The sequence below is a fragment of the Polynucleobacter sp. AP-Ainpum-60-G11 genome (assembly GCF_018688375.1).
GTDB lineage: Bacteria > Pseudomonadota > Gammaproteobacteria > Burkholderiales > Burkholderiaceae > Polynucleobacter.
Genome location: NZ_CP061318.1, coordinates 1,865,561 through 1,889,392 on the forward strand (window position 1 = coordinate 1,865,561; position 23,832 = coordinate 1,889,392).

33 protein-coding genes, 1 tRNA gene and 2 riboswitches are annotated in these 23,832 nt (G+C 44.9%); of the genes, 13 read left to right on the top strand and 21 right to left on the bottom strand.

The features are described 5' to 3' along the window. Window positions 1-93: 93 nt before the first annotated feature. Window positions 94-996 carry an aspartyl/asparaginyl beta-hydroxylase domain-containing protein gene (locus tag FD971_RS09645; protein ID WP_215334084.1) on the top strand — a complete coding sequence of 301 codons (903 nt, stop codon included), beginning with the start codon at window positions 94-96 and terminating at the stop codon, window positions 994-996. 11 nt (window positions 997-1,007) lie between these two features. Here the strand turns inward: FD971_RS09645 and FD971_RS09650 are convergent, their stop codons facing one another. After that, window positions 1,008-1,304, bottom strand: coding sequence for a DUF167 domain-containing protein (locus FD971_RS09650; RefSeq protein WP_215334085.1), 297 nt, complete (start codon window positions 1,302-1,304; stop codon window positions 1,008-1,010). A gap of 22 nt (window positions 1,305-1,326) precedes the next feature. Here FD971_RS09650 and can point away from each other — a divergent pair, with 22 nt between their 5' ends. From can to FD971_RS09680, 6 genes are read left to right on the top strand one after another with little or no spacing between them, the layout of a single operon-like run. Then, window positions 1,327-1,992: a carbonate dehydratase gene (can, locus tag FD971_RS09655; protein WP_215334086.1), complete on the top strand. Its 666-nt coding sequence runs from the start codon at window positions 1,327-1,329 to the stop codon at window positions 1,990-1,992. An 8-nt stretch (window positions 1,993-2,000) separates the two neighbouring features. Beyond that, window positions 2,001-2,888 (top strand): lipid A biosynthesis acyltransferase, encoded by an 888-nt coding sequence (locus FD971_RS09660; RefSeq protein ID WP_215334087.1) that lies wholly within the window; start codon window positions 2,001-2,003, stop codon window positions 2,886-2,888. 38 nt (window positions 2,889-2,926) lie between these two features. Next, window positions 2,927-3,679, top strand: a complete 753-nt coding sequence (locus tag FD971_RS09665; RefSeq protein ID WP_215334088.1) for a metallophosphoesterase — start codon at window positions 2,927-2,929, stop codon at window positions 3,677-3,679. Window positions 3,680-3,686: 7 nt separating this feature from the next. Further along, window positions 3,687-5,105, top strand: a complete 1,419-nt coding sequence (locus FD971_RS09670; protein ID WP_215334089.1) for a serine/threonine-protein kinase — start codon at window positions 3,687-3,689, stop codon at window positions 5,103-5,105. Between the two features lie 33 nt (window positions 5,106-5,138). Continuing rightward, the gene (locus FD971_RS09675; RefSeq protein ID WP_215334090.1) at window positions 5,139-5,876 is read left to right on the top strand and encodes a pseudouridine synthase; all 738 of its coding nucleotides are present in this window, start codon (window positions 5,139-5,141) and stop codon (window positions 5,874-5,876) included. A 60-nt stretch (window positions 5,877-5,936) separates the two neighbouring features. Further along, window positions 5,937-7,556, top strand: a complete 1,620-nt coding sequence (locus FD971_RS09680; RefSeq protein WP_371743082.1) for a peptide chain release factor 3 — start codon at window positions 5,937-5,939, stop codon at window positions 7,554-7,556. Window positions 7,557-7,558: 2 nt separating this feature from the next. On the opposite strand, the gene FD971_RS09685 is transcribed toward FD971_RS09680, so the two are convergent. Together FD971_RS09685 and FD971_RS09690 are read right to left on the bottom strand one after the other, a co-directional pair. Continuing rightward, window positions 7,559-7,807 carry a hypothetical protein gene (locus tag FD971_RS09685; protein WP_215334091.1) on the bottom strand — a complete coding sequence of 83 codons (249 nt, stop codon included), beginning with the start codon at window positions 7,805-7,807 and terminating at the stop codon, window positions 7,559-7,561. Between the two features lie 35 nt (window positions 7,808-7,842). Beyond that, window positions 7,843-8,067: a DUF2798 domain-containing protein gene (locus FD971_RS09690; RefSeq protein WP_215334092.1), complete on the bottom strand. Its 225-nt coding sequence runs from the start codon at window positions 8,065-8,067 to the stop codon at window positions 7,843-7,845. Between the two features lie 154 nt (window positions 8,068-8,221). Here FD971_RS09690 and FD971_RS09695 point away from each other — a divergent pair, with 154 nt between their 5' ends. The 4 genes from FD971_RS09695 to FD971_RS09710 are packed head-to-tail and all read left to right on the top strand — an operon-like array spanning window position 8,222 to window position 10,045. Then, the gene (locus FD971_RS09695) at window positions 8,222-8,428 is read left to right on the top strand and encodes a hypothetical protein (RefSeq protein ID WP_215334093.1); all 207 of its coding nucleotides are present in this window, start codon (window positions 8,222-8,224) and stop codon (window positions 8,426-8,428) included. A 52-nt stretch (window positions 8,429-8,480) separates the two neighbouring features. After that, window positions 8,481-8,987 carry an MOSC domain-containing protein gene (locus FD971_RS09700; RefSeq protein ID WP_251368629.1) on the top strand — a complete coding sequence of 169 codons (507 nt, stop codon included), beginning with the start codon at window positions 8,481-8,483 and terminating at the stop codon, window positions 8,985-8,987. After that, the gene (locus FD971_RS09705) at window positions 8,984-9,388 is read left to right on the top strand and encodes a GNAT family N-acetyltransferase (protein WP_215334094.1); all 405 of its coding nucleotides are present in this window, start codon (window positions 8,984-8,986) and stop codon (window positions 9,386-9,388) included. Before FD971_RS09700 ends, FD971_RS09705 begins: the two co-directional genes overlap by 4 nt. Window positions 9,389-9,397: 9 nt before the next feature. Next, the gene (locus FD971_RS09710; RefSeq protein WP_215334095.1) at window positions 9,398-10,045 is read left to right on the top strand and encodes a histidine phosphatase family protein; all 648 of its coding nucleotides are present in this window, start codon (window positions 9,398-9,400) and stop codon (window positions 10,043-10,045) included. Between the two features lie 45 nt (window positions 10,046-10,090). On the opposite strand, the gene FD971_RS09715 is transcribed toward FD971_RS09710, so the two are convergent. The 5 genes from FD971_RS09715 to FD971_RS09735 form a co-directional block, all read right to left on the bottom strand. Continuing rightward, window positions 10,091-10,330 (bottom strand): hypothetical protein, encoded by a 240-nt coding sequence (locus FD971_RS09715; RefSeq protein WP_015422196.1) that lies wholly within the window; start codon window positions 10,328-10,330, stop codon window positions 10,091-10,093. A 73-nt stretch (window positions 10,331-10,403) separates the two neighbouring features. Then, a complete protein-coding gene (locus FD971_RS09720) occupies window positions 10,404-11,156 on the bottom strand; it encodes a transporter substrate-binding domain-containing protein (RefSeq protein ID WP_215334096.1) in 753 nt (250 codons plus the stop codon). Between the two features lie 104 nt (window positions 11,157-11,260). Next, window positions 11,261-11,458: a hypothetical protein gene (locus FD971_RS09725; RefSeq protein ID WP_215334097.1), complete on the bottom strand. Its 198-nt coding sequence runs from the start codon at window positions 11,456-11,458 to the stop codon at window positions 11,261-11,263. A gap of 137 nt (window positions 11,459-11,595) precedes the next feature. Then, a riboswitch (glycine riboswitch) is annotated at window positions 11,596-11,700 on the bottom strand. A gap of 2 nt (window positions 11,701-11,702) precedes the next feature. Beyond that, window positions 11,703-11,795, bottom strand: a riboswitch (glycine riboswitch). Between the two features lie 63 nt (window positions 11,796-11,858). Continuing rightward, on the bottom strand, window positions 11,859-12,224 hold the full coding sequence (gene panD, locus FD971_RS09730) for an aspartate 1-decarboxylase (RefSeq protein ID WP_215302241.1): 366 nt from the start codon (window positions 12,222-12,224) through the stop codon (window positions 11,859-11,861). Between the two features lie 137 nt (window positions 12,225-12,361). Continuing rightward, window positions 12,362-12,919 carry a phasin family protein gene (locus FD971_RS09735; RefSeq protein ID WP_215334098.1) on the bottom strand — a complete coding sequence of 186 codons (558 nt, stop codon included), beginning with the start codon at window positions 12,917-12,919 and terminating at the stop codon, window positions 12,362-12,364. 184 nt (window positions 12,920-13,103) lie between these two features. Between FD971_RS09735 and pagP the strand changes: the two genes are divergently transcribed. Continuing rightward, window positions 13,104-13,655, top strand: coding sequence for a lipid IV(A) palmitoyltransferase PagP (gene pagP, locus FD971_RS09740; protein WP_215334099.1), 552 nt, complete (start codon window positions 13,104-13,106; stop codon window positions 13,653-13,655). Window position 13,656: 1 nt separating this feature from the next. Here the strand turns inward: pagP and FD971_RS09745 are convergent, their stop codons facing one another. The 6 genes from FD971_RS09745 to FD971_RS09770 form a co-directional block, all read right to left on the bottom strand. Then, complete coding sequence (locus tag FD971_RS09745; protein ID WP_215334100.1) at window positions 13,657-14,217, bottom strand: peroxiredoxin; 561 nt, start codon at window positions 14,215-14,217, stop codon at window positions 13,657-13,659. Window positions 14,218-14,248: 31 nt separating this feature from the next. Then, window positions 14,249-14,815, bottom strand: a complete 567-nt coding sequence (locus FD971_RS09750; protein WP_215334101.1) for an SRPBCC family protein — start codon at window positions 14,813-14,815, stop codon at window positions 14,249-14,251. 66 nt (window positions 14,816-14,881) lie between these two features. After that, a complete protein-coding gene (locus FD971_RS09755; protein WP_215334102.1) occupies window positions 14,882-15,286 on the bottom strand; it encodes a BLUF domain-containing protein in 405 nt (134 codons plus the stop codon). Between the two features lie 124 nt (window positions 15,287-15,410). Then, window positions 15,411-15,809, bottom strand: coding sequence for a DUF1398 family protein (locus FD971_RS09760; RefSeq protein ID WP_215334103.1), 399 nt, complete (start codon window positions 15,807-15,809; stop codon window positions 15,411-15,413). Between the two features lie 305 nt (window positions 15,810-16,114). Next, window positions 16,115-16,798 carry a haloacid dehalogenase type II gene (locus tag FD971_RS09765; protein ID WP_215334104.1) on the bottom strand — a complete coding sequence of 228 codons (684 nt, stop codon included), beginning with the start codon at window positions 16,796-16,798 and terminating at the stop codon, window positions 16,115-16,117. Window positions 16,799-16,813: 15 nt separating this feature from the next. After that, window positions 16,814-17,368 carry a DinB family protein gene (locus tag FD971_RS09770; RefSeq protein ID WP_215334105.1) on the bottom strand — a complete coding sequence of 185 codons (555 nt, stop codon included), beginning with the start codon at window positions 17,366-17,368 and terminating at the stop codon, window positions 16,814-16,816. Between the two features lie 138 nt (window positions 17,369-17,506). Here FD971_RS09770 and FD971_RS09775 point away from each other — a divergent pair, with 138 nt between their 5' ends. Further along, window positions 17,507-17,701, top strand: a complete 195-nt coding sequence (locus tag FD971_RS09775; RefSeq protein WP_215334106.1) for a hypothetical protein — start codon at window positions 17,507-17,509, stop codon at window positions 17,699-17,701. Window positions 17,702-17,860: 159 nt separating this feature from the next. Here the strand turns inward: FD971_RS09775 and FD971_RS09780 are convergent, their stop codons facing one another. The 7 genes from FD971_RS09780 to FD971_RS09810 all read right to left on the bottom strand — a co-directional run bounded on the left by FD971_RS09780 (window position 17,861) and on the right by FD971_RS09810 (window position 23,813). After that, the gene (locus tag FD971_RS09780) at window positions 17,861-18,256 is read right to left on the bottom strand and encodes an MAPEG family protein (RefSeq protein ID WP_215334107.1); all 396 of its coding nucleotides are present in this window, start codon (window positions 18,254-18,256) and stop codon (window positions 17,861-17,863) included. Window positions 18,257-18,369: 113 nt separating this feature from the next. After that, on the bottom strand, window positions 18,370-19,476 hold the full coding sequence (locus FD971_RS09785) for a patatin-like phospholipase family protein (protein ID WP_215335357.1): 1,107 nt from the start codon (window positions 19,474-19,476) through the stop codon (window positions 18,370-18,372). 109 nt (window positions 19,477-19,585) lie between these two features. After that, window positions 19,586-20,347, bottom strand: a complete 762-nt coding sequence (locus FD971_RS09790) for a YoaK family protein (RefSeq protein ID WP_215334108.1) — start codon at window positions 20,345-20,347, stop codon at window positions 19,586-19,588. Between the two features lie 136 nt (window positions 20,348-20,483). Then, window positions 20,484-20,825, bottom strand: coding sequence for a hypothetical protein (locus tag FD971_RS09795; protein ID WP_215334109.1), 342 nt, complete (start codon window positions 20,823-20,825; stop codon window positions 20,484-20,486). After that, a complete protein-coding gene (locus FD971_RS09800) occupies window positions 20,822-21,220 on the bottom strand; it encodes a hypothetical protein (protein ID WP_215334110.1) in 399 nt (132 codons plus the stop codon). Before FD971_RS09800 ends, FD971_RS09795 begins: the two co-directional genes overlap by 4 nt. Window positions 21,221-21,440: 220 nt before the next feature. Continuing rightward, window positions 21,441-21,516 (bottom strand) — tRNA-Phe (locus tag FD971_RS09805). A 92-nt stretch (window positions 21,517-21,608) separates the two neighbouring features. Continuing rightward, window positions 21,609-23,813 carry an OsmC domain/YcaO domain-containing protein gene (locus FD971_RS09810; protein ID WP_215334111.1) on the bottom strand — a complete coding sequence of 735 codons (2,205 nt, stop codon included), beginning with the start codon at window positions 23,811-23,813 and terminating at the stop codon, window positions 21,609-21,611. Window positions 23,814-23,832: the final 19 nt, after the last annotated feature.

The window sequence follows — 23,832 nt, forward strand, 5'->3', positions numbered from 1 at the left end:
AATCAACATTTGAGCATATTCATAATAAAAATAGGGGTGAAATCTGCCCCATACAAATTAAAATGTCAGTATTAACGCTAATCGGTAAATCCCATGGAACTACGTCACGCCGTCTTTTTAGTCTTTGTTGTCTCTGCAGTTTATGTCTATTACAGGGGCAAAGTCCGATTTGGCGTAGTGCGATCCTTGACAGACTATCAAGTGCTTTTGGCACCAATTAATAGCCTGCTTTACTTATTCTCAAAAACTAAGGCTGGGGCATTCATTCCAGTTGCAGATTTTCCGGAGATGAAACCACTTCAAGATCATTGGCAGATCATCCGAGATGAAGCCCTGGCTTTGAATGCTGATGGCGCTATCGCAGCTGCCACGGGATATAACGACATTGGCTTCAACTCTTTTTTTCGAACAGGCTGGAAACGCTTTCACCTCTACTGGTATGGCAAAGAAATGCCTTCGGCACAACTCAATTGCCCTAAAACTGTTGCACTCCTGAAATCAATCCCGTCAGTGAAGGCTGCGATGTTTGCCTCACTCCCCCCAGGAGCCACACTGGTGCGCCACAGAGACCCCTATGCAGGCTCGCTGCGATATCACATTGGCCTTGTTACTCCCAACGATCCCAAGTGTTTTATTGACGTGGATGGGGAGCGCTATTTCTGGAAAGATGGCGAACCGGTGATGTTTGATGAAACCTATATTCACTATGCAGCCAATGAAACAGATCAACAGCGCATTGTTTTATTTTGCGATGTTGAGCGGCCAGTTCACACCAAATTGGTGCAATTACTCAATCGCTGGTTTGGGCGTTACGTCATGAGTGCCGCCTCCTCCCAAAATGTTGAGGGTGAGCAGGTTGGGTTTGTAAATATCCTCTTTAAATATTTCTACCACTTAAGAGCGCAGGCCAAAAAACTTAAAGCAACACATCGCACTGTTTACTACATCGGCAAATGGGTTCTCATTTTAGGGATTCTGTGGGCAATATTTTGGTAGGCTCTAAGAACTTAAGGGCTTAGGATCTCAATAACTTGCTCTGGGGTGATTGAGCCCCAGATTTCTACCCGCTTAATGCGGCTACTTTGCCCTGACAAAAGCTGAATTTGTTTTTGTGGCACCCTTAGCTGCTTAGAAAGCCAGGATAGCAGCATCTCATTTGCTCTATTTTCAAGGGCAGGAGCCTGCAGAGATATCTTGAGACAGCCGTCATGCAAGCCAACCACCTTGGTTAGTTTTGCGCCTGGCTGGCAATGTAAATTAAGAACAATGCCAGTGGGGGTTTGCTTTAACCAAATAGGCATCATTAAAGTACTTTAAACTCAAATCATGATTATGAAGAACTCCAACGCCTTAGACCAGCTTTTTGCCAATAATCGCGAATGGGCAGAAGCCATGATCGCTAAAGATGCTAATTTCTTTAAGCGCTTAGTTTCCCAACAGGCACCAGAATATCTTTGGATTGGCTGTTCAGATAGCCGTGTCCCTGCAAATGAAATCGTTAACCTGCTTCCAGGTGAATTATTTGTTCATCGCAATGTTGCCAATGTAGTAGTTCACACAGATTTGAACTGCTTATCCGTGATTCAGTTTGCTATTGACCTCTTAAAGGTCAAGCATATTTTGGTTGTTGGTCACTATGGCTGTTCCGGCGTACACACAGCAATGACAGATAGGCGCGTAGGCTTGGCTGACAACTGGTTACGCCACGTCAAAGATGTGCACCAAAAACATGAGCGCTACCTTGGCGATACTATTCCAACCCCCAAGCGCCAAGACCGTTTATGCGAGCTGAATGTGATTGAACAAGTTGTCAATGTTTGTGAAACCACCATCGTTCAAGATGCATGGTCCAGAGGACAAGACCTTACAGTGCATGGGTGGGCTTATCGCCTTGAGACAGGTTTGGTAAATGATTTGGGCATGTCCATCAGCTCCGATGAAGAGATGCATGTACGCTACGCCACCTCCTTGTCTCGATATAACGTCGAATAAATTGAATTTTGTTTAAAAACTTTTCAAGCTATTCTGGGGTAGCGCTCCTTCAATTCCTAGTATTGCTTCCCTACAAGACCTTAGTCTCATTTGGCTACGGCTTGGGCTATTTGGCAGCGCATATTCCCAGCGCTCGTAATCGCGTGGTTCAAAAAAATTTAGAGCTGTGTTTTCCTGAGCTGAACTCAAAAGAAATTGATGCGCTTAGAAAAGAACATTGGAGGCTGCTAGGTCGAAGCTTAGTAGAAAAAAGCATTATTTGGCTCGGAAGCAAAAAACAGCTTAACGACATGATCGAGGTTAAATCAGAGGTTGATCTCAGTGACAGACAGCCGCGCATCCTAGTGAATATGCATTTTATTGGCATTGAAGGAAGCATTATTTTGAGTGCCCTCGCTCACGATAAAGGCTGGCCACGCACTTCTGGTTTTTTCCAGCGCATGAAAAGCCCCTTTTTCAATAAAAAAATTATTGAATGGCGCAATCGCTTTGGTGGAAACTCAATTGATCGCCAAGGTAACTCCCTTGAACTTATTCGAGAAATCCGTAAGGGGAGTTTCATCATCATTGCACCTGATATTGATTTGGGCCTCAAGGACTCTGCCTTCGTCCCCTTCTTTAATATTCAAACCAATACGATTACGGCTGTATCACGACTTGCCAAAATCACAGGGGCGCAGGTTTGCATGATGATCACGACCCTTAAAAAGAATGAGGCTGGCTATGTTTGCACTATCAGCAAGCCACTTGAGAATTTTCCAACTGAGAATCCTGAAGCAGATACTGCACGTCTAAACCAAATTTTTGAACAAGAAATCAGACTCAGACCAGCTGAGTACTATTGGGTACATAAACGCTTTAAAAATAGGCCATTTAACGAAGCAAGTCCCTATTAGCCCTTCTTCTGGTGGCGCTTTTGTCCTATCATTAAAGGATGACTGAACGTATTGGGCTATTTGCCGATCTACATAGCAACTTAGAAGCTTTTGATGCCTGCATGGAAAAGGCTAAAGAGTTAGGCGTGACCCGCATGGTTTTTTTAGGGGACTTGGTTGGTTACAACGCAGATCCTGGAGCACTCATTGATCGCATTGCAGAAATGGTTGCCGATAAAAAAGCAATCGCAATCTTAGGCAATCATGATCAAGCGGTATTTGAAGATCATCGCCATCAAATGAATGCAAGCGCTAATGCTGCAATTGAATGGACTAAGAGCCAGCTCAACTCCTCTCAAATTCAGTTCCTCAAAGACTTACCATTAATGGTTCAAGAGGATGCCTTGTGCTTTGTACACGCATCAGCCCATAATCCCGCAGACTGGAATTACATCACTGACAGTATGAGTGCGTGGCGTTGCGTACAAAGCTCAGGCAAGACATATACCTTTGTTGGCCATGCTCATGAGCAAGCACTTTTCTATCAAAGCGCTGTTGGCAAGCTTATTCGGTTTACGCCGCATCCCGGTGATGAGGTTCCAGTAATGCATCATCGCCAATGGGTAGCGGTTGTGGGTTCACTTGGCCAGCCACGAGATGGCAACCCAGAAGCTTGCTTTGCAGTTTTTGAACCAGAGTTAGAAGTGCTCACTTTTCATCGCACTCCTTACGATCAATTTACAGCGGCAGACAAAGTGCGTCGCGCTGGATTGCCAGAAGATCTCGCCAACCGCCTCATCACAGGCAAATAATTTTCTTATGTTGATTAATACTGATATTGAAGCAGTCGATGAAATTTTCCAAGAAGGCAAAGTAGTTGATGGATTTGTTTTGGGAACAGAAGTTCATCGCGGCGGCATGGCCAGCCTATACTCCGCAACCAAAGAAGGTATCGATGTTCCTATTCTTCTGAAGATTCCGCGGGTGGGCCGCGACCAACCCGTTGAAAGTCTCATTGGCTTTGAGACCGAGCTGACAATTCTGCGCTCCCTTAAGAGTCCTTATGTTCCTAAGTATCTTGGCTCAGGCAATATGGCGACGCGCCCTTATATTGCAATGGAACGTGTTGAGGGACGGCCACTTGAGGACTTTATCAAAGAAGGTAAAGTTTTTACGATTGATGAGGTAGTGAAGATTGGCGCTGACTTGGCGCAAGCGGTACAGTCGCTTCATGCGCAAGATGCAATTCATTTAGACATCAAGCCAGAAAATATTCTAATTGACGATAAAGGCAAGCTCACCTTAATTGATTTTGGCTTATCGCATCACGCACGCTTCCCTGACTTACTCGCAGAAGAAATGCGCAAAGGAATTGGCTCGGCGCCATACATCTCTCCAGAACAAGTAACTGGAATTCGCTCTGACTATCGCAGTGATATTTTTTCTATCGGCGTCATTATGTATGAGCTGCTAACGGGGGAACTTCCCTTTGGCAATCCGCAGTCAATGAGTGGTCTACGAAAAAGAATGTGGGCACAGGCGTTTCCTCCGCGTGCTATTCGTAAAGAAATTCCGCGCTGGCTACAAGAAATTGTTTTACGCTGCCTAGAACCACGCGCAGCAGATCGCTATCAAAGCGCGACCCGTCTGCGTCAAGTCCTGCGTGATCATGAAAGCGTCACCCTCACTGAGCGCGCTGACCGAGTGGATCCGCTTAGTTTCTGGGAGAACCTCAAGCGCATGTTCCGTGCAGCAGGTTACGAACCATCCCCAAGCCCACGCCCTAGCGTTGGAAATTATGATGCGCCATTAATGATTGCAGCGATCGATACGCGCCAATCAGATGAAGACTTACGTGAGCGTATGCAAACCACCGCAAAGAATTTATTACAAGCCTATCCCGAAAGTCGACTTGTATGTCTCAGCACTATTGCAAGCACCCCTACTTTTGAAGGTAATCAAGAAAGCGAAACCGCCAGCGGTATTGTGCGCGGTCATCTCGTGCAGCTCATGGAATGGGCTAAACCATTGAAGCTGCCGCCAGAGCGGATTTCGTATCATGTGCTAGAAGCGCTTGATCCAGCCAGCCGCATTGTGGACTTTGCCAAAGACAATGATGCCTCGCTGATCTTAATTGGCGCATCTCACAAGCTTCCCAATAAAGTGACGCCATGGCGAACCTCGATGACCAAAATTGTTGAAGAGGCCTCTTGCAGCGTGCATATTGTCAGAACCTAGTATTTACTGGGGCAATTGCCCGATAATGCATTCATGGAAGAAAAAATACGCGTATCCAAGCTGCTCTCTGAGCTAGGTCTATGCTCTCGTCGCGAGGCTGACTCTTATATTGAACAAGGCTTGGTAACCGTTGATGGTGAAGTGGTCAATGAGCTAGGCTCCCGTGCCTTTCGACACCAGAAGATTGAATTACAGTCTGGCGCCAAAGCACAGCAAGCATCTCGGATTACAGTCATTCTCAATAAGCCAGTAGGCTTTATCTCCCACTATGATGACGAGCAAGAGTATCAACCTGCCGCCTCACTCATTACTCCAGACAATTACTTTGCCAGCCCACTTGATAAGGGCCGTAACCCGCGCTTTAATACCCGCGGCTTAGCGCCTGCCGGTCGCCTTGATATTGATTCTACTGGGATGCTGGTGCTAACCCAAGACGGGCGGATTGCAAAACTCCTCATCGGCGAAAACAGCCCCATTGAAAAAGAGTATTTAGTTCGAGTTGAAGGCGCCCTTTCTTTTGAAGACCTAGACAGACTAAAGCATGGCCTGGAACTCGATGGCGTCGTTTTGAAGCCAGCCCAGGTGAGCTGGCAGAACGAAGACCAACTTCGCTTTGTGTTGCGAGAGGGTCGCAAACGTCAAATTCGTCGCATGTGCGAAATGGTTGGCTTGAGAGTTTTAGGTCTCAAGCGCGTTCGCATGGGTAGAATTTCTCTTGGCGCGCTGCCCCCCGGGAAATGGCGCTTTGTGAGGCCTGAAGAGCAATTCTAAGTAGCTCCACCCGCTTATAATTCTGTCAATTAGATTAAGCGCAGAATTACCATCGATACCATCACCTCCAGTACTCCCGGTGCAGAAGTTTTAAGACGCCGCAGCTTTGCCATCATCTCTCACCCAGATGCGGGTAAGACCACACTTACTGAAAAACTCTTGCTATATGCAGGGGCCATTCAGATTGCAGGCAGCGTCAAAGCTCGTAAAGCAAGTCGGCATGCGACCTCTGACTGGATGGAGATTGAGAAACAGCGCGGAATTTCGGTTGCGAGCTCGGTAATGCAGATGGAATATCGTAATTGCATTATTAATCTTCTCGATACCCCGGGCCACCAAGACTTCTCCGAAGATACCTATCGCGTATTGACTGCTGTTGACTCTGCACTCATGGTGATTGATGCTGCAAATGGTGTTGAGTCACAGACGCTCCGATTGCTGGAAGTCTGTCGTGCACGCAACACGCCAATCGTCACCTTCATCAACAAAATGGATCGCGAAGTGAAACCGCCCATGGAGTTGATGGACGAAATTGAAACTGCGCTCGGTATTGAAGTGGTTCCTTTTACCTGGCCAGTAGGAATGGGCAAATCATTTGCCGGTGTGATTGATATTGCGAATTCTCAGATGCGCATGTTCAAAGCAGGCGAAGATCGTGTAACTGAAGATTCTCATGCAATTGTTGATATCAATGATCCCGCGCTAAAAGAACGCCTAGGCACTGATCTTGAAAATGCGCTTGCTGAAGTCGATCTGATTAAAAATGCGATGCCTGCTTTTGACAGAGAAGCCTTTTTAGCTGGTCGTCAGTCGCCAGTATTCTTTGGCTCCGCCATTAATAACTTTGGCGTACGTGAAATTCTCAATACTTTAGTTGAGCTCGCACCATCACCAGGCTCACGCAAAGCTTTACAACGTGAAGTCAGCCCTGCCGAGAATAAATTTTCCGCTGTGGTATTTAAGATTCAAGCCAACATGGATCCGGCACATCGAGATCGTGTTGCATTCTTGCGCATTTGCTCTGGGCATTTCCAGCGCGGTATGAAGCTGAAGATTTGCCGCAATGGCAAAGAGGTGCGTACCAACAATGCGCTGTCCTTCTTGTCACAGCGCCGTGATATTTTGGATGAAGCATTCCCTGGCGACATTATTGGCTTACCAAACCACGGCCTGCTTCGCTTGGGCGATACGCTCACTGAAGGCGAGCAACTGCAATTCACGGGCTTGCCGTTTTTTGCCCCAGAAATTTTCCGCATGGTCGAGTCTGCTGATCCATTACGCTCTAAACAATTGCGTACAGGTTTAATGCAGCTTGGCGAAGAGGGCGCAATTCAAGTTTTCCGCCCCATGACTGGTGGCACGATGTTACTCGGCGCATTTGGACAGCTGCAGTTTGAAGTAGTGAGTCATCGACTGCAAACTGAATATGGTGCCGAAGTACGCTTATTACCAGCGCGCTATAACTTGGCTCGCTGGGTCAGCTCAGATGATCCCGTGGCACTCAAGAAATTTATACAAGAAAATATTCACCGCATGGCGGAGGATGTTGTGGGTGCTTCCGTATTTTTAGCTAGCCACAAATCTGAATTAGATGTTGCTCAACAGCGTTGGGAATCTATTCAATTCCATGCACTAAGAGAACATGCGGGGCTGATCTATCAATCAGATCTCGCCGGCTAAATTTAGCGCGACCCTGATTGTGGCCAGCTGCAATCAAATACTGCTACTAACTGAGTATCACTCTTCCTAAAAGAGGCAGTCTTACCGTATTGCGCGCAATACGCATTTGCCTTTGATGTTAAGGATGTAATAGATTCCCCATCGCTATTTAAAAAGGTGACGTGATTTGAATCTGATGCATCGGTGTAAACCGCTGCGCAAGCACTCAAACCAAAGGCCCACAACAACACAATAAATCTAAAGCGCGCCATATAAATCCTTTTAGTCAGTGAATACATGAGCCTACTTATAGCTTTAACTGGCCCACTATTTTTGCAGTGAGTTTGCTAGCAAATGGTCGGTAAATCAAAATACAAATAATCGCCACTGGATAGGCAACCGACCACACCTCCAACCAAACCCAAAAGAAATCCGGCGCAAGACCTAGGCGCACCAATGTCGTTGCTAAAGTAATGCTCAATGACATGAGTCCACCCATGATTGCGGAAAAAATAAGATTGGGAATATTCATCTCGATTCAAAATAGAGTTGATGAGGATCTATCAATCATAGCGCCAGAACCACTTAACTGTTATTCTGATTTGTGATCACTATTCCGCGCCCTATATAGGGGAGTCTGCTGAGCAAGCTCAGAGGTTCATCATTCCAAGACTCTAGGAAAAAATATGGCTGTTGGCCAAAATCAAAGAAATAGAAAAAACGATCCCATGGTTAGTAAAACTGGCAAAGCTAAATTGGGCCCACTTACCGTTACTCAACTCAGTAAATTACTAGAAGCCAGCACTAAGCCTAAGGAGAAGGCTAAGATTCAGAGGGCTCTTAATAAGCGCCCTCCGCTCCCAGCGCCTGCCGCTAAGACCGTCGCAGCCTAAGCACTAAGCCCCGAAATTACCGGGGCTTTTTCTTTTGTAATATGCTCTCATCATGAAGGCATCCCCCAAAATTCATTCGATTTATATTGCAACTCGTGCAGGTGAATCAATGGCGCCACTGATGCAAGCCAATATCATTGCTGGCGAAGGAATTATGGGAGACCGCTACGCGCTTGGTATAGGTGCATTCTCCAAAACTAAACCCAAGATACGACATATTTCCCTCATTGCACTAGCGGGCTTGGAATATGCCAATCAGCAACTAAAGACAAAACAGCAAGCGTCTTTTGACGAAAGCGAAACTCGCAGAAATCTAGTGATCAGCGGCATTTCAGCGGAGGAACTCAATTCCTTGGTTGGAAAGACTTTCTATTTAGGAAATCTTGCATTTAAGGGCACTGAATTATGTGAGCCCTGCCAGCGACCTGCTAATTTGCTAAAGCGGCCTGATTTTATGAATGCATTTGAAGGTCGAGGTGGGCTTAGGGCTGAGGCACTCACATCTGGAACTCTGAGCGGTGGCGACTTGCTGACCTATTCGATCGGTCATGAACAATGATCACCTACTCCGAGCACGCCAGTATTAGCCCAGAACAGGCGATCGATCTTTATACCCGCTCTACTCTTGGGGAGAGACGCCCAATCAATAGCATCACCACGTTTGCAGCGATGCTTGCTAATGCAAACCTTACTATTTCTGCATGGGATGGTGAAAAGCTAGTTGGAATCAGTCGTAGCCTGACAGACTTTGCTTATGTGGCTTATTTGGCTGACCTTGCTGTAGATGAACAATATCAACGGCAAGGAATAGGCAAGCGTCTCATTGAAGAAACCAAAAGTCGCCTAGAGTCTAACTGCATGGTGGTACTGCTTGCAGCCCCAAAAGCAAACACTTATTACGAGCATCTTGGCTTTGAGCACAATCCTCGCGCCTGGACTATAAAAAATAATTCAATTTAATATTGCAACATGACTACAACGAAACTCTGCCTCATTCGCCATGGGGAAACCGCTTGGAATGCTGAAAGGCGCTTGCAAGGACACACCGATATTCCTCTTAACGCTAAGGGTATGTTGCAAGCGCGCCAAATGGCACAGGCACTTAAAAATATTAATCTTGCCTTTGACTTCTTGTATACCAGCGATCTAAAAAGGGCAGCTGACACTGCACAGGCTGTTGTTGAATTATTTGGAGTTGAAGCACAAGTAGACAGCGCTTTACGAGAGCGGCATTTTGGTGCGCTCCAAGGGTTTTCAATTAGCGAGGCGCCACTACAGCGTCCTGATATTTGGCAGGCTCACATTGCTCGCGATTTAGATCATGATCTTGAGGGTGGCGAAAGTATTCAGCAATTTTCATCACGCGTACAAAAGGCGCTAGACAATATTCAGATGCGGCATGCCGGTAAAACTATTTTGGTAGTGAGTCATGGTGGCACGCTCGATATGATGTATCGCATAGCGAGTAAGCAATCGCTTGGCGCTGAAAGAGTCGCATCCGTACCCAATGCATCATTAAATTGGATCTCCCATAGCCAAGGTGATGGATGGTCAGTGGGGCAATGGGCTGATATCCGCCATCTTGAAGATCCCGCACTAGAGAACGTTGACCTCTAAGTAAAAAAGTCACCCGCAGGTGACTTTTGCCTTATCAGAAAGAGATTACTTTCTGATATGCGCGTGACGAGCAGCATCTTGTGACATGCCTTCACCTTTTGGCTTGCCTTCAAGCGCTTCTTTTTCAGCGGTAATTTCTTTACGACGCTCTTTGCAAGAACCAGCAATCTCTTGCAATGCCTTACGAGCTCTGGCAGCGGAGGCTTTAATTCCTTTTCCGTGGAACTTTTCATTCTCTGATTGGTATGTTTCAAAAGCAGCAATTAACTTGTCATGATGGGACATATTTTTCCTTATGAATTATTGAAATAATCGGCTCAAGGAGCACTTTAACCCAATATACGTAAATGACTTCAATTTATTGTGTCCAGCGATTAATAATCGCTTTTAAATTTTCTGGGCCCAGCTCCGAAAGGTACAAATTAAAGTCATCGCGCAATTTCGAGCCTTTTTTGAAGGCAAAGCCTAGGCTATCAAAGCCAACTACCTGGTAGCTGCTACTTACTGGAAGATTCAAGGATTTTTGGTAATTGACGAGCATGGCACTATCCACAAATACTAAGTCCACATTACCATTTTGCAAAGCAATGAGAGCTTCTGTAGGCGATGGATAAAGCTTAACTTGATCTACGGAGTAATGGCCATTTGGCTGCAATACTGTTTTTACATAATCATCAAATACGCTTCCGGTTGGATAGGCAATTGTGTATTTTTTTAGTTGGGCTAAGTCGGTGATTTTGATATGGCGGTTTTTTAAACCAATCAATTCCCAAGTACTAGTGAAATAGGGCTTAGAAAAATCCATTACCTCTTTGCGTTTATCAGTAATAGAGATTCCGGAAAATGCGACATCAGCCTGTCCACTAGTCACAGCGCCCAGCATGCCGAGCCAATCATAGGCAGTCATTTTGAATGTACAGCCTCGGGACTGACAGTAGCCCTCAAATATCTCCAAGTCTATGCCCGTATATTTGCCATCCTTTTCAAACAGCATAGGCGGTACCGCCGGAGATACGGCAACTTTAATTGCATTGGATTGCTCCTCTTTTGAGCAAGCACCAAGAACAAATAGGCTTGTTAATAATATGGCGATAGAGCGAGCAAGTCTCATGGCGTATTCAGAATTAATTGAGATAAATGATCTTATCAAGAATTAAATATAAAAAACCACCCGAAGGTGGCTTTTAATTTTTAATACGCTCAACATAGCCCTCTTCAGGCCTTAGTGACTTTCTTGGTTGAGACATGACTTGACTTGCAGTAATCCACAATCGCCTCTGCAAATTTGAGATAACGTGAATTCACACGTCTGAGTTCGCTTAACTCCGAAACGCCTTTTGATACTTCATTTTTAAACGATGCGTCTTCATAGCCTGGATGGTACGGGGCTTCTTTAGTGTAGATATTGCTCATATTGTTTGCCTGATTCAGTAAGTTTTTAAAGGTCCCAGTGCGGGAAATTAGTTACGCTTTCTTACTGAACTAGCTTGGGGTGATATTCATACAGGGCTCCTAACTTGCGCGTGCGCAATTCAATGCGTCACTCGCTTGCCGCTCCCCCTGTCCTTGATACCTGAGAGATTCACACTAAGACCTAACTTAGTGCTTGCTCCTTCGGTGCACCATTAATATGGTGGCTCTCCAGACGGCAGTTTAGGATAAGCAGTACCTTCCTATTGGGTACCTGAGCGTTCATGGGAGTTTGCGCCTTCGGTGGAGGCCTATGGCCTCACTCTCCTGCTTAGCGCTAGTATATCTTGAGATGTTACTTTTGTAATCCTGGCTAATACCTAACCCCAGGAATGCCTAGAATTTAATTGACCTTTTTAATTTCTTTAATGGTATTGCCTTCACCCAACAATACGATCTTAGGCACATGCTTTGCAACTGCATCGTTGCTAACCTGTCCATATGTACAAATAATTAGATGGTCGCCAACATGTGCTTTACGTGCAGCAGCGCCATTTAGAGAAATGATTCCGGAGCCACGCTTTGCCTTAATGATGTAAGTTGAGAAACGCTCGCCGTTATTAATGTTGTAGAGCTCGATCTTTTCAAACTCGCGCATATCAGCAGCATCGAGTAAGTCTTCATCGATTCCACAAGAGCCTTCGTAATGCAAATCCGCCTCCGTAACGGTTGCTCTGTGAATTTTTCCCAACAACATAATGCGATTCATACGATTTCCTCGAAAATTAAAAGCGCCTCTTCAAGCATTTCTAACAGCTATCTTGCTATTTTCTCAAACTTTTTTGAAGTATCACCATCAAAAAACCCCGCTTACACGGGGCTTTCTGTTTAGCTATTATCTACCAATTACTTGGCGCGGCTTTTTGCTGCTTTAGGAGCCTGGCCAAATTGACCCTCTGCAGTCTTCATTGCAGTTTCAACACTTTTCTCAAAGTTTGCAAAGGCATCTTGAGTTGTTGAGCGTACTTGGTCAAAGTTTTGCATTGCTGTATTGAACGCAGATGTAAATGCACTTACATATGCCTCTGTACCTGCAGGCGCCTTTGAAGTAGCGGTAGCTACAAAGCTCTTGAGGTCATCCTGTGATTGATCAATAGCAGCCTCAACAGCCTCAACTAATTCTTGGTTGCCGCGACGCAGCACTGCAGCTACTTTTTTCTGATAAGCGGCAACTTCAGCAACTGCCTCTTGCACTTCTGGGCTTTGCAGCAGATCTAATGCCGCTTTGGCATCTTTGCCCTTCAATAGCTCGGCGGCTTTAGCTTGCGCATTTGCTACCGCTTGTTGTGCGGCCTGGTAGTTGATCTCTGCCAATTCTTGAGCATTCTCAAGGGCGGTTTGACCCAATGCGCGGGCGCTTTCTACGGATTTAGCTTGATTTTCTGCAAATTGATTTTTGAACATGATATTTCCTTTAAAGGGTTATTTGTTGCACTGCACCATATTAATAGCTTATTTTGGGCTTAGCAAGCAAATATTGCTGCAAAGCAACATATAATCTCGTCAGCCCGAGTAGCTTGTTACAAAAAATAGTATTCAGCATCGCGAAAGAGGTACTTTGCTTCGCCCAGTTCAGAAATTATTAGTTATGTACCGTAGATTTATTGCCCTTTTACTGCTTTGTATGCCATTTGCTGCATTGCGCGCTGAAAACCTCTCCGATTGGCTTCAGACCACAACTACATACCTTGAGTCTATTTGGGATAAAGGCGGCAATGAGCTCTATATTCCCCTCTACACCTATCACATGCCTTATGCGTACTCTCAAGACAAGATCAACCAATACACCGAATATCCAATGGGCATTGGATTCGGCAGGGGTCTGATGAATGAGAGTGGCAATTGGGAGGGCATTTATGGAATGACCTTCAAAGACTCACATGGAATTTATCAATACATGGTGGGCTACGGATGGATACCTATGTGGAACATTGGCGATAGTCCTGACTGGAAGTATGGTGTTGGAGCGACCGCTTTCATCATGTCTCGCCAAGACATCATGAACTACACCCCCTTTCCAGGCCTACTCCCTATTGCCTCGATCAGCTACAAAGATCTAAGTATTCAAACTGCTTATGTACCTGGTGGACAAAACGTCGGGAACGTCTTGTTTACCTGGGCTAAATACAATTTGCCTTAACTTAGGCAGGATTATTTTTTAGATAGTTCATCACCCAAGCTGGATCACTATCGCTTGGAAAAATCGGGTAATGCACAGCCTCGATCACACCATTATTCACAATGAGAGTGACGCGTTTTAATAGAGTCATTCCAGCAGCAACAAAAGTTGGCAAGCGCAAAGCTTGCTGAAGCTGATAATCCACGTCGCTCAACACCGGAAATGGCAGGTGCAAGCGATCTGCCATCTCTTGTTGGTATTCCGTAGATTGCACACTCAAGCCCACTACCTCCGCACCCAACGCGCGCAGCTCTTGATAGTGGTCTCTAAAGGAACAGCTTTGTGGAGTGCACCCTCTTGCGCCCGGTATCTGATCCCAACCTTCTGGTAGTGCAACATTAGGCTGGCCCGTCATGGGATAGCAGTAAATCACTAAGCGGCCTTTACTCTCGCCAAGATTGAAGCGGCTAGCGGTAGTCGTGGCTAAGGAAATGGCGGGCAAGTGCATACCCACTAAATGGTCAGCGGCCCCATCATCCTGAGGAATCGGGAGATCGGTTGGTAATTGATTGAGATTGGTCATAGTTTTAATCTTAGCCTAAAAATTCAATAAGCTATCTACACGCCTTTGTCGAAGTTGACCTCTTAAGTGCCGCCAGCTCTGCCATTGATTCAAACTGTCGGCGCACAATATTTTTGATAAAAAACTCAATTACTGCTGATGGCACTAGAGAGTTTGGCTCAACTTGTGCATCGTATTTAAATATTGTGAAATCTTTTTCGGGTACGAGTCGCCAGCTCCCTTTGTAATGCTTAGTTTCCCCACTTATCTGCTCAAAGAGCAAAGTTTTATTGGGGATTTCCGTGTACTCCAACTCAGAGCGCATCTCAAAAGGAATAAAGAGAATTTTCTCTTCGAGCAAGCGCGCAACCTTCACTTTATTTCCCGATCTAGAAATCACTTTTGAATCCACTATACCGGGCAAACTTTTAGCACCCTCATAGTCAGTAATAAATGTAAAAGCTTCGCATACAGTAATCGGCACCTCATAGCTTGCATTTACTTGGAAGCGGTCACCGGCACGCGTGACGGCAACCCTTAAGTCATAAGTATTCGATGCCTCTTGCGCAAAGGCAATACCAAATAAGCTAATGAGAAGAAAGTAGGGGAGCCGCTTCATGCCCGTAGTGTAGATGCATTAATGCAGCCTACTGATGTGTGGCAACTCGGCTGATGGATATGACGTTTACTCTGCCGCTGAACGCATTAGCCTTAGGAGCTCAACATCATGCTCCGGTAGGCCATCCAAGACGCCAGTGAGGTTTGGCATCTTTGCAATAATTTCTTTTGCTAAGAAGAAGCGCATTGACCAGGCGGGAAAACTTCTTTCTGCAATTTCTTCCATCTTCAACAGGCGCACTTGGTGGTGGCGTGGGTCCCGCTGAATTTTTTCCCAGATTTTTATAGCCTCTGCGCGAGGGCCCTCTAATATTTGGCCAAAATGTTGATTCTCATAAAAAAGCACACCCGATAGGCCTAGCTTTTGATTCAATTGTGCGGCTTGGTCTGTAAGACGCATCAATGCCAAGACGCCCATATCCTGTGTTGCTTTGCTGATATAGCTTATAGAAATTAATTGGGACTGACTCATCTAGTTATCTCGGGGCTAACGCTGGAATTGCTCTGAATGAAACTGGGGAATGCTTTTCAATACTAGCCTTAGATGCGGCCTAAATCCATTCTGATTAACCCGAAAGCCCAAGCATTCGCACCCTCTACCCTGGCGGAAAATGCTCAATATGCACTTCGCCACGCCTCCCGAAATAACTGACATGCCTGCCAGCTATCCAAACCATATACCCCATGCAACCAGCAGCCATTGTTAGCCTCAAAAACTCGAGATATCTCAGCTGATCACTCTGCGCACCACGGATTGCCAAAATCACACCCTCTTCATTAAACGATTCTGCAATATCTACCTGGGGCATCTCCATAGAAATACGCAGCGCTTCATTATTAGAAAGATAGTAGGTGCTTGACTGGTCTCGATAGTCGGCAAGGTAGGATTCAACTCCTACTCCAAGCAAGCGCTCCAAGACTTCTGGAAAGGTAAGTTCGCCGACATGCGATTGATGGGCACATTTTTCGATTGCTTCTTTAATGCTGGGATTCATAGACCTCCACATGTTGATGCCCAAAACAGCTGTTTTTACCCCTAACTTTTAATGAAAAATATCAACAAATTAATTATGGCGAATTACTTACCCTGACAAGCAAGCGGCATTTCCCATAAAGGCTTTTCTTGGCTGTAATCACAATTAACCCCGACCGGCGATGAAGTGCTTGCAAGGCAAGCACTCAGTAATAACGCAAACAAAGTTATAAAAGAAAGATAAAAAAGTTTTTTCATATTGATTCCCAATCAACAACACGGTCACATATAAACACTAAACCCAAAATAGAAATATGGGCAATCCAACTAAATGACCTCCAACACCGCACTCAAGGAATTACCTTCATAGTTTGGCTTCTCACCAATCTCTTCGTATGGATGTCCAAGACGATTTACCCAAAATACATCGAAGCCAAACCACTTTGCCGCTAACGCATCCCAAGCATTGCTTGAAACAAATAAAACTTCTCCCTTCGCGACCGGAAATGTTTTTAATAGAAGCTCATAGGCCTGGGGAACTGTCTTAAATAGACGAATATCCTCCACCGTCACTACGCGGTCTAAGTAAGCCGTTAATCCATTGCTCTCCACTACAGTTGCCAGCATTTCTCTACTACCATTGGACAAAATTGCGGTAGATATTCCTTTATTTTTTATTGTCTCGAGAACACTCAAGCTATCTTTAAAACCAGTAAGCTTGGCATACTGGTCCATCAATCTCTTCTCGTAGTCAGGAGTCAAATTTAAGTTCATGCGCTTACATACATAACGTAATGAGCGCAGAGTGAGCTCCCAAAAAGGAAGGTAGTACTTGCTGCCACCAGGACTTGGATCACTCATGGTAACCAGGCGGGTGTACTCAATTTGGCGGTCACGCCACATTAAGGCGAAGGCTTGACCATGCCCTGGAAACAATTCTTCTGCCAACTCTCCCATTGAATAGACATCAAATAATGTTCCGTAAGCATCAAAGGCAATAAGCTTATACATGGGGTCTCCTTGGTATTAATTTGTTTTTATATTGTCGTTTAAAACAATGTTTTGAGTCAGGCCTACCTCCTTGAAGCCATCACGCAAATACACTGGCAGATCGATTGATGGCGGCCTATAGCCGGACTGATAAAACATATCTCCAATGTGGCCACGATGAAATGCTTTGTGATTGCAGATATGCATCAAGATATCGCCCCTTGTCATTTCTCCAGCGCCACCATCCACAAAAGAAAATTGAACCATTTCATTTAGCAATAACTCGGTCATAGAGTCAGCATATTGGATATACCAATCGCCTGTTTCTTTTAATTTTTCACTGAGTAAACTCAGTGAATCAGGCAACTCGGTGGTACGAGACTTAAATCCATGATCTTGTCCAAGTAAATGCGCTTGCCATATTTGATCAACAATCACTATGTGAGCCAAGGCAAAGGACATTCCCCCGAATGCCGCGGCACGCTGTTTAGTTACCTCATTAGATGGCAATTGAGCAATCGCATCCAAAAGCATATTATTTGCCCACTTGTTATAGCGAACGAGCATTCGAATATTTCGAACGGCAGACATATTGCCCCCTCAAATAAGTAAGCACAGTCTATCAAATACATAACTAACCGTAGGCAGCTTTTGGCTTCTTGGCGTCATCTATGCGGAATCAACTAGAGCAAAAGTATCGCCCTACATCAATTCAGCGACAATAGAACAATGAAGAAATTTGATGTGCTATCAATTGAACCTACAGACTTAGGCAATCACTGGGTAATCACCTATCGAATTGCCAATGGAGAAATTGATAAACAATCCGTTATAGCAATAGACTCAAATGATGCCTTTATTGTGTTTCGCAACCTCATGATTAAAGAAGCCAAAGCCAAGGCCAAATCCAAGACGCCAAAATAAAAACTGTCCGAAGATGATTTAGTACCCCTTGAGGGCGGCGGGAGGATTGACTCATGTCATCTCCGTTAGTGGATTAACAATTGATAGCAAATCCCATAACTCCAAGCCTTATTCGAGACTACTTTGGCTGGCTTCAGAAAACTGGGGTGCCTAACGCTATCAGACTAACTTGTACAGCAACCAACCCAGGTTTAACAAAGCCAATGAAATTAGCGTTACAAATGTAAATTTCATTCCCAGTACGCGTTTACTAAAATCCGGGGGTGGCACATTAATACCAACAGCATGAATCAGGCGCCCAATAATTAGCGTAATTCCGGGAATAGCAACCAACCACCAAGGCGCTCCATTTAACTCAAGACAGGCAATTAAGATAATTCCGAAAGGAACGTATTCAGCAAAGTTGCCTTGAGCGCGGATAGCTCTCTCCAAGTCTTCATGGCCACCACTTCCTAGGCCAACCTGATTCTTTCTTCTGAGACCAATAACAGCAAAGGAGAGCTTTACAAAGATGATGGTTAAAACAGCGGTAATGATTGAGGCAACTATTAGCATTTAGGGCTCCCAGGACAATTCGTAGATATTAATCAGAAAAAAATCACCCGAAGGTGATTCTGGTATTTCTTGGTGGCCGGGGCGGAATCGACTAGAGCTGAGAATGCTCAATATCATGCCCAAAATTCTTTAATTTTTAATGCCTCTGCTTTTGCTCGATCATATCCAGTTCGCAATGCGCCTTCGATCTGCTTTGGATCTAACAAATTTACGCCCGGAGGAGTGCCAGCAACAATCCACTTTACTTTTGTGCCAGTTGCTTCTACATCCTTAATATTTTGACTAATAGGGTGCGGAATTGTTGTGAGAATCGCTCCAGCAACACCATTAGTTAATGTAATGATCAAAGCTCTTTTTGAGCCGGCCACCAAATCCACATGTGCTGGATTAGAGCAAATGCCCCCATCCATGACATAACGCTGACCCAATAATGTTGGCCCGGCAACCCCGGGCAAAGAGCTACTTGCTGCCGCACCATGCGCCAAGGGAATATTATTTTTTCTAGCAGTTTTCTGACTAACGACAATACGCTCACCCGTGTAGCAGTCTACCCCTGTTGTATGCATTCGGCTAGCTGGCCAATCTTTTTTGCTATCGCCCGTTAATAGTGCCGCCAATTTTTCGATGTTAGTGCTGTTCAATTTATTATCAGCGGCTAAAGCGGCTGCGCCAATAATTCTGCGCGTTTCAATACTGCCATCGGTAGCGCTCATATTCACTTTATCAGCCCTCATTTGACTAATATTGGGGGTCGCCACGGGTGCCATCTTAGAAAAAATTTCTGGGAACTTGCCAAAAAAATCAAACTCTGCCCGCAAACGGGCAAACTCGCCGGAGAGCAATGACGAGCCCATATAGGAACCAGCGGAAGTGCCAACCACCATTTCAGGAAGCCGTGTCATGTCTAGGCCCGCCTCCATGAGTCCATGAAAAAATCCGCAATACCATGCGATGTAGTATTCACCGCCACCACCAAGCACCATAGTTCGATCCAATCCTTTTGCCAAATTGGAAACGGTTGGTTTTGTTGCGATAGGAATTGCTAAACCATCATCGGCAAATAGTCTTTTAGAAATCTCATCTGCCTTTAATTCGATATTAGATTTTCGAGGCATTGTCTGCGCGAAGGCAGATTCAAGCCCAGGTCCAGCGGTTGTGGTGAGAGCAACGGCACCAACGGTAGAGGTTTTTAAGAAATTACGGCGCGATTGTTCTGTCATATTAGATCCATGTGATTTCCACTGATTTATAACAGATCCTGGCAATGAAAAAACCACCCGAAGATGGTTTTGGTATTTCTTGGCGTCCCGGGGCAGGATTGGCCAGAGCCTAAGGCATCCGAATCTTCAAGGCAATTCTGATATCTCTAAAAATCTGTAAGCCGGCTATCAAAAGAAGTGAGAGCGATAAAGGCAGCACTGCTATGTAACCAACCTTCTTGAAGCTAACTGCCCCAATGATCCCCCCAATTAAAAACATTCCAAAAATGAATAAATGGGTTTTTAACTTCCCCCTATTAGCTTTTACATACCCAGTCACATTGGCCTCTTGTGACTTGTTCCAATAAATTAATTTGCCTAGCTCAATTCCAATATCAGTAATTACACCCGTCATATGGGTCGTTCTAATCTCTGCCCTAGATGCCTTCGTAACAATTGCATTTTGAAGGCCCATTACAAAACATAAGAGGAGAGCAATAGCTGGAACTGTTAAGGGCAAATACAGATTCAGGTTAGCGCCAACCAAACCAAATACCAACAGTAAGATGGCCTCAACCAGTAAAGGCAAAGCAAACTCGCTATGAATTTTTCTTCTATGCCCCCAGTTAACAATAATGGCAGTCGTCGCTGCGCCAAATAGAAATGAGAGCAAGAGAGAGATCCCACCTAAAACGGAAATAAAGTCATTCAGGGCCAGATCATCGCCAATTGCTGAAATAATTCCACTCATATGGGATGTATATCTGGCAATAGCCAGAAATCCACCGGCATTTACCGCTCCTGCTACAAATGCCATATAAGCACCCAACTGAATATTGGTTTTGTGGGAACGCTGGGTGCTGGTTAAAAGCTGAATAAACTTAATTGGCATTGAGAATACATTCTACGACCAAGCGTTATTCGCCCATTTTTTGGCCGTAGTAAATGAAAAAACCACCCGAAGGTGGTTTATAGAATCTTGGTGGCCCGGGGCGGAATCGACCAAGACTCAGGATACCCGGCTATACCTATGACTTCCTTAGGCTTGTCTCAATACAGTCCGACAAGAATTGAACATATTTGTAGGCTAATTTTGTTGGTACTACAAACTTTTTACGCCCATCCGCCTTATCGGCAACTAGCTTTAGATAGCCAAGAACAGCAAGATTTTTAATTCTGCCGTGTAAGGTTGCTTGAGATCCAAACTGGCTTAAGTGAATCAAATCGCCCACTAAAAGGGTTTGACCTTTATCTGCTGCCAACAATACATATTCAAGCAACTGGATTTCAGTTAAATCAAGCGCTCGGCCAGGATTGGCTCTGCCCAAGGCATCAATCGTATTTAAAAAACGGATATATAAATTATTCATAGGCGGAGTTTACTCTTGCGCAAATTAGCAATCCACTTCGCCAAAGAGATGATGAGCAAAATTCCAGTTACATCGCCTAGGAACATCACCCCAACACCGCTCCACAAATCTTGGGACTGACCAGCCAAGTAAATGATTGATTGCGTAACCAGGCTATTGAGAACCGCATAACCTAGAGAGATGGCAAATAATGAAGATAGAGTTAAGTTCGATAACTCGCCATCTAAGTGAAACTTATCAGAACAAATTTTGGAAACAAGCCAAGGCACCCCAGCGCTGCCAATGGATAACAGAAAGACTAGACTAAATTGTCCAGGGAATGGGTACATTACCCCCCAAATATTAGAGACAATAAAGATAGCCAATGCCCCGATGGGCCCGGTAATTAGCGTCATCAATATTTTGACCCCACTTGGCAAGTGAACTAAATGTGCCCCGGGAGTCAAATACAGAAAATCTGTACATAAGTTATTTGTGAAATAGAACAGGCCATACCCAAGAGTAAGGATTGCCAATAATTTAAAGTTTTGAAGAAGTGGGCTCATAACGGTTGTAATACTAATTGAATACTTCTTGGGCAATAAAAAACCACCCGAAGGTGGTTTTGGTATTTCTTGGTGGCCCGGGGCGGAATCGAACCACCGACACAAGGATTTTCAATCCTCTGCTCTACCGACTGAGCTACCAGGCCAAGAGTTGGAATTATAAATGAAACTCCATCCCAGCCCGAAAATTGGACTAACTGTCGCCAAGCCTTAGCAAAATTCCTGCCCTGCCCTCTCTCTAGCTGGGCTTAACTGCAAATTTAGCTCTAAAAGCATGTAATTTTTTATAGCTATCAAGCAGACGATGGTGTCGGTCTAGGCCCTCTAATTTCATACTTGTGGGAGTCAAGCCATAGAAGCGAACTGTACCGTCTATCGAACCCATGACGGCATCCATTCTGTCCTTGCCAAACATCCGGCGGAGATTGACCATGAAGTCATTCAACTCCAAGCCGTCATCCAGCACAATCTCTAACACTGCGTTTAATGCCTGATAAAACAATTTACGCTCGACAGTATTGTCGTTGTATTGAAGAAAAGCACCGACAAGCTCATGGGCATCTTCAAATTGCTTTAAAGCGAGATGAATAAGTAGCTTCAACTCTAATACTGTTAGCCGACCCCATGGCGTGTTCTCATCAAACTCAATGCCAATCAATGTAGCAATATCACCGTACTCATCTAACTCGTTATTTTCTAAACGCTCAAGTAATGCAGCCAAGCTTGCATCGTCCAAGTTTGGTAGATTCAAAATATCGGCACGGAACAATAGTGCTTTATTAGTGTTATCCCAAACTAAATCTTCGATTGGATAAACCTCAGAATATCCTGGCACCAAGATTCGACATGCGATTGCACCTAGTTGGTCGTACACCGCAACGTAAGCTTCTTTACCCAGGGATTCCAGAATATTAAATAAAGTAGCGGATTCTTGAGCATTCGAGTTTTCGCCTTCACCAGAGAAATCCCACTCAACAAATTCGTAATCTGATTTAGCGCTAAAGAATCGCCATGAAACAATGCCGCTGGAATCAATAAAATGCTCAACAAAATTATTTGGCTCGGTCACTGCCTCACTTGCAAATGTGGGTGGGGGCAAATCATTCAGCCCCTCTAAACTGCGGCCCTGAAGCAACTCCGTCAAGCTCCGCTCCAGCGCTACCTCTAAGCTAGGGTGAGCACCAAATGATGCAAATACTCCACCTGTTCGTGGATTCATCAGAGTAACGCACATCACTGGATAAACACCACCAAGTGATGCATCCTTCACCAACACCGGGAATCCCCGCTCCTCAAGACTCTGAATACCTGCCAAAATGCTGGGGTATTTGGCGAGCACTGTCTGTGGCACATCCGGTAAAGCAATTTCACCCTCAATAATTTCACGTTTAACTGCACGCTCGAAAATTTCAGAGAGGCATTGCACTTGAGCTTCAGCAAGCGTGTTGCCAGCACTCATGCCATTGCTGACATACAAATTCTCTATCAAGTTGGATGGGAAATAAACAATCTCGCCATCTGACTGGCGAACATAGGGCAAGGAACAAATACCGCGCTCCATATTTCCTGAATTGGTATCGAATAAATGTGAGCCACGCAGCTCCCCATCCGGGTTAAAAATCTCTAGGCAATACTCATCTAGAATTTCTTTAGGAATTGAATCTTTAGGGCCCGGCTTGAACCAGCGCTCATTTGGATAATGCACAAAGCTGGCATTGGCAATATCTTCACCCCAGAATGCGCCAGCATAAAAATGATTATTGCTCAGTCGCTCGATATACTCACCCAAAGCTGAGGCTAGGGCACTTTCTTTGCTTGAGCCCTTGCCATTGGTAAAACACATTGGCGAGTGTGCATCACGAATATGCAAAGACCATACGTGAGGAATCAGGTTGCGCCATGAGGCGATTTCGATCTTTATCCCCAGGTTAGCCAGCATACTAGTCATATTTTCAATAGTTTGCTCTAAGGGCAAGTCTTTACCAGGAATATACGTACTCGCATCCGAAGCGGGCTTTAAAGTCAGCAAAGTCTGTGCATCAGCATCTAAGTTCTTCACTTCTTCAATAACAAACTCGGGGCCAGCTTGTACGACTTTTTTTACCGTACAGCGTTCAATAGAGCGCAATATACCCTGACGATCATTGGCTGAAATATCTTCTGGTAATTCAACCTGAATTTTGAAAATCTGTTGATAGCGGTTTTCTGGATCAACAATATTGTTTTGTGAAAGACGAATATTCTCAGTAGAGATATTGCGTGTATCGCAATACAGCTTTACAAAATAAGCTGCGCACAAGGCCGATGAAGCTAAAAAATAATCAAAAGGTCCTGGGGCTGAACCATCGCCTTTATAGCGAATGGGCTGATCAGCAATCACCGTGAAGTCATCGAACTTGGCTTCAAGACGAAACTTATCGAGAAAGTGAACCTTTATTTCCATGGGAATAATTCCGAAATGA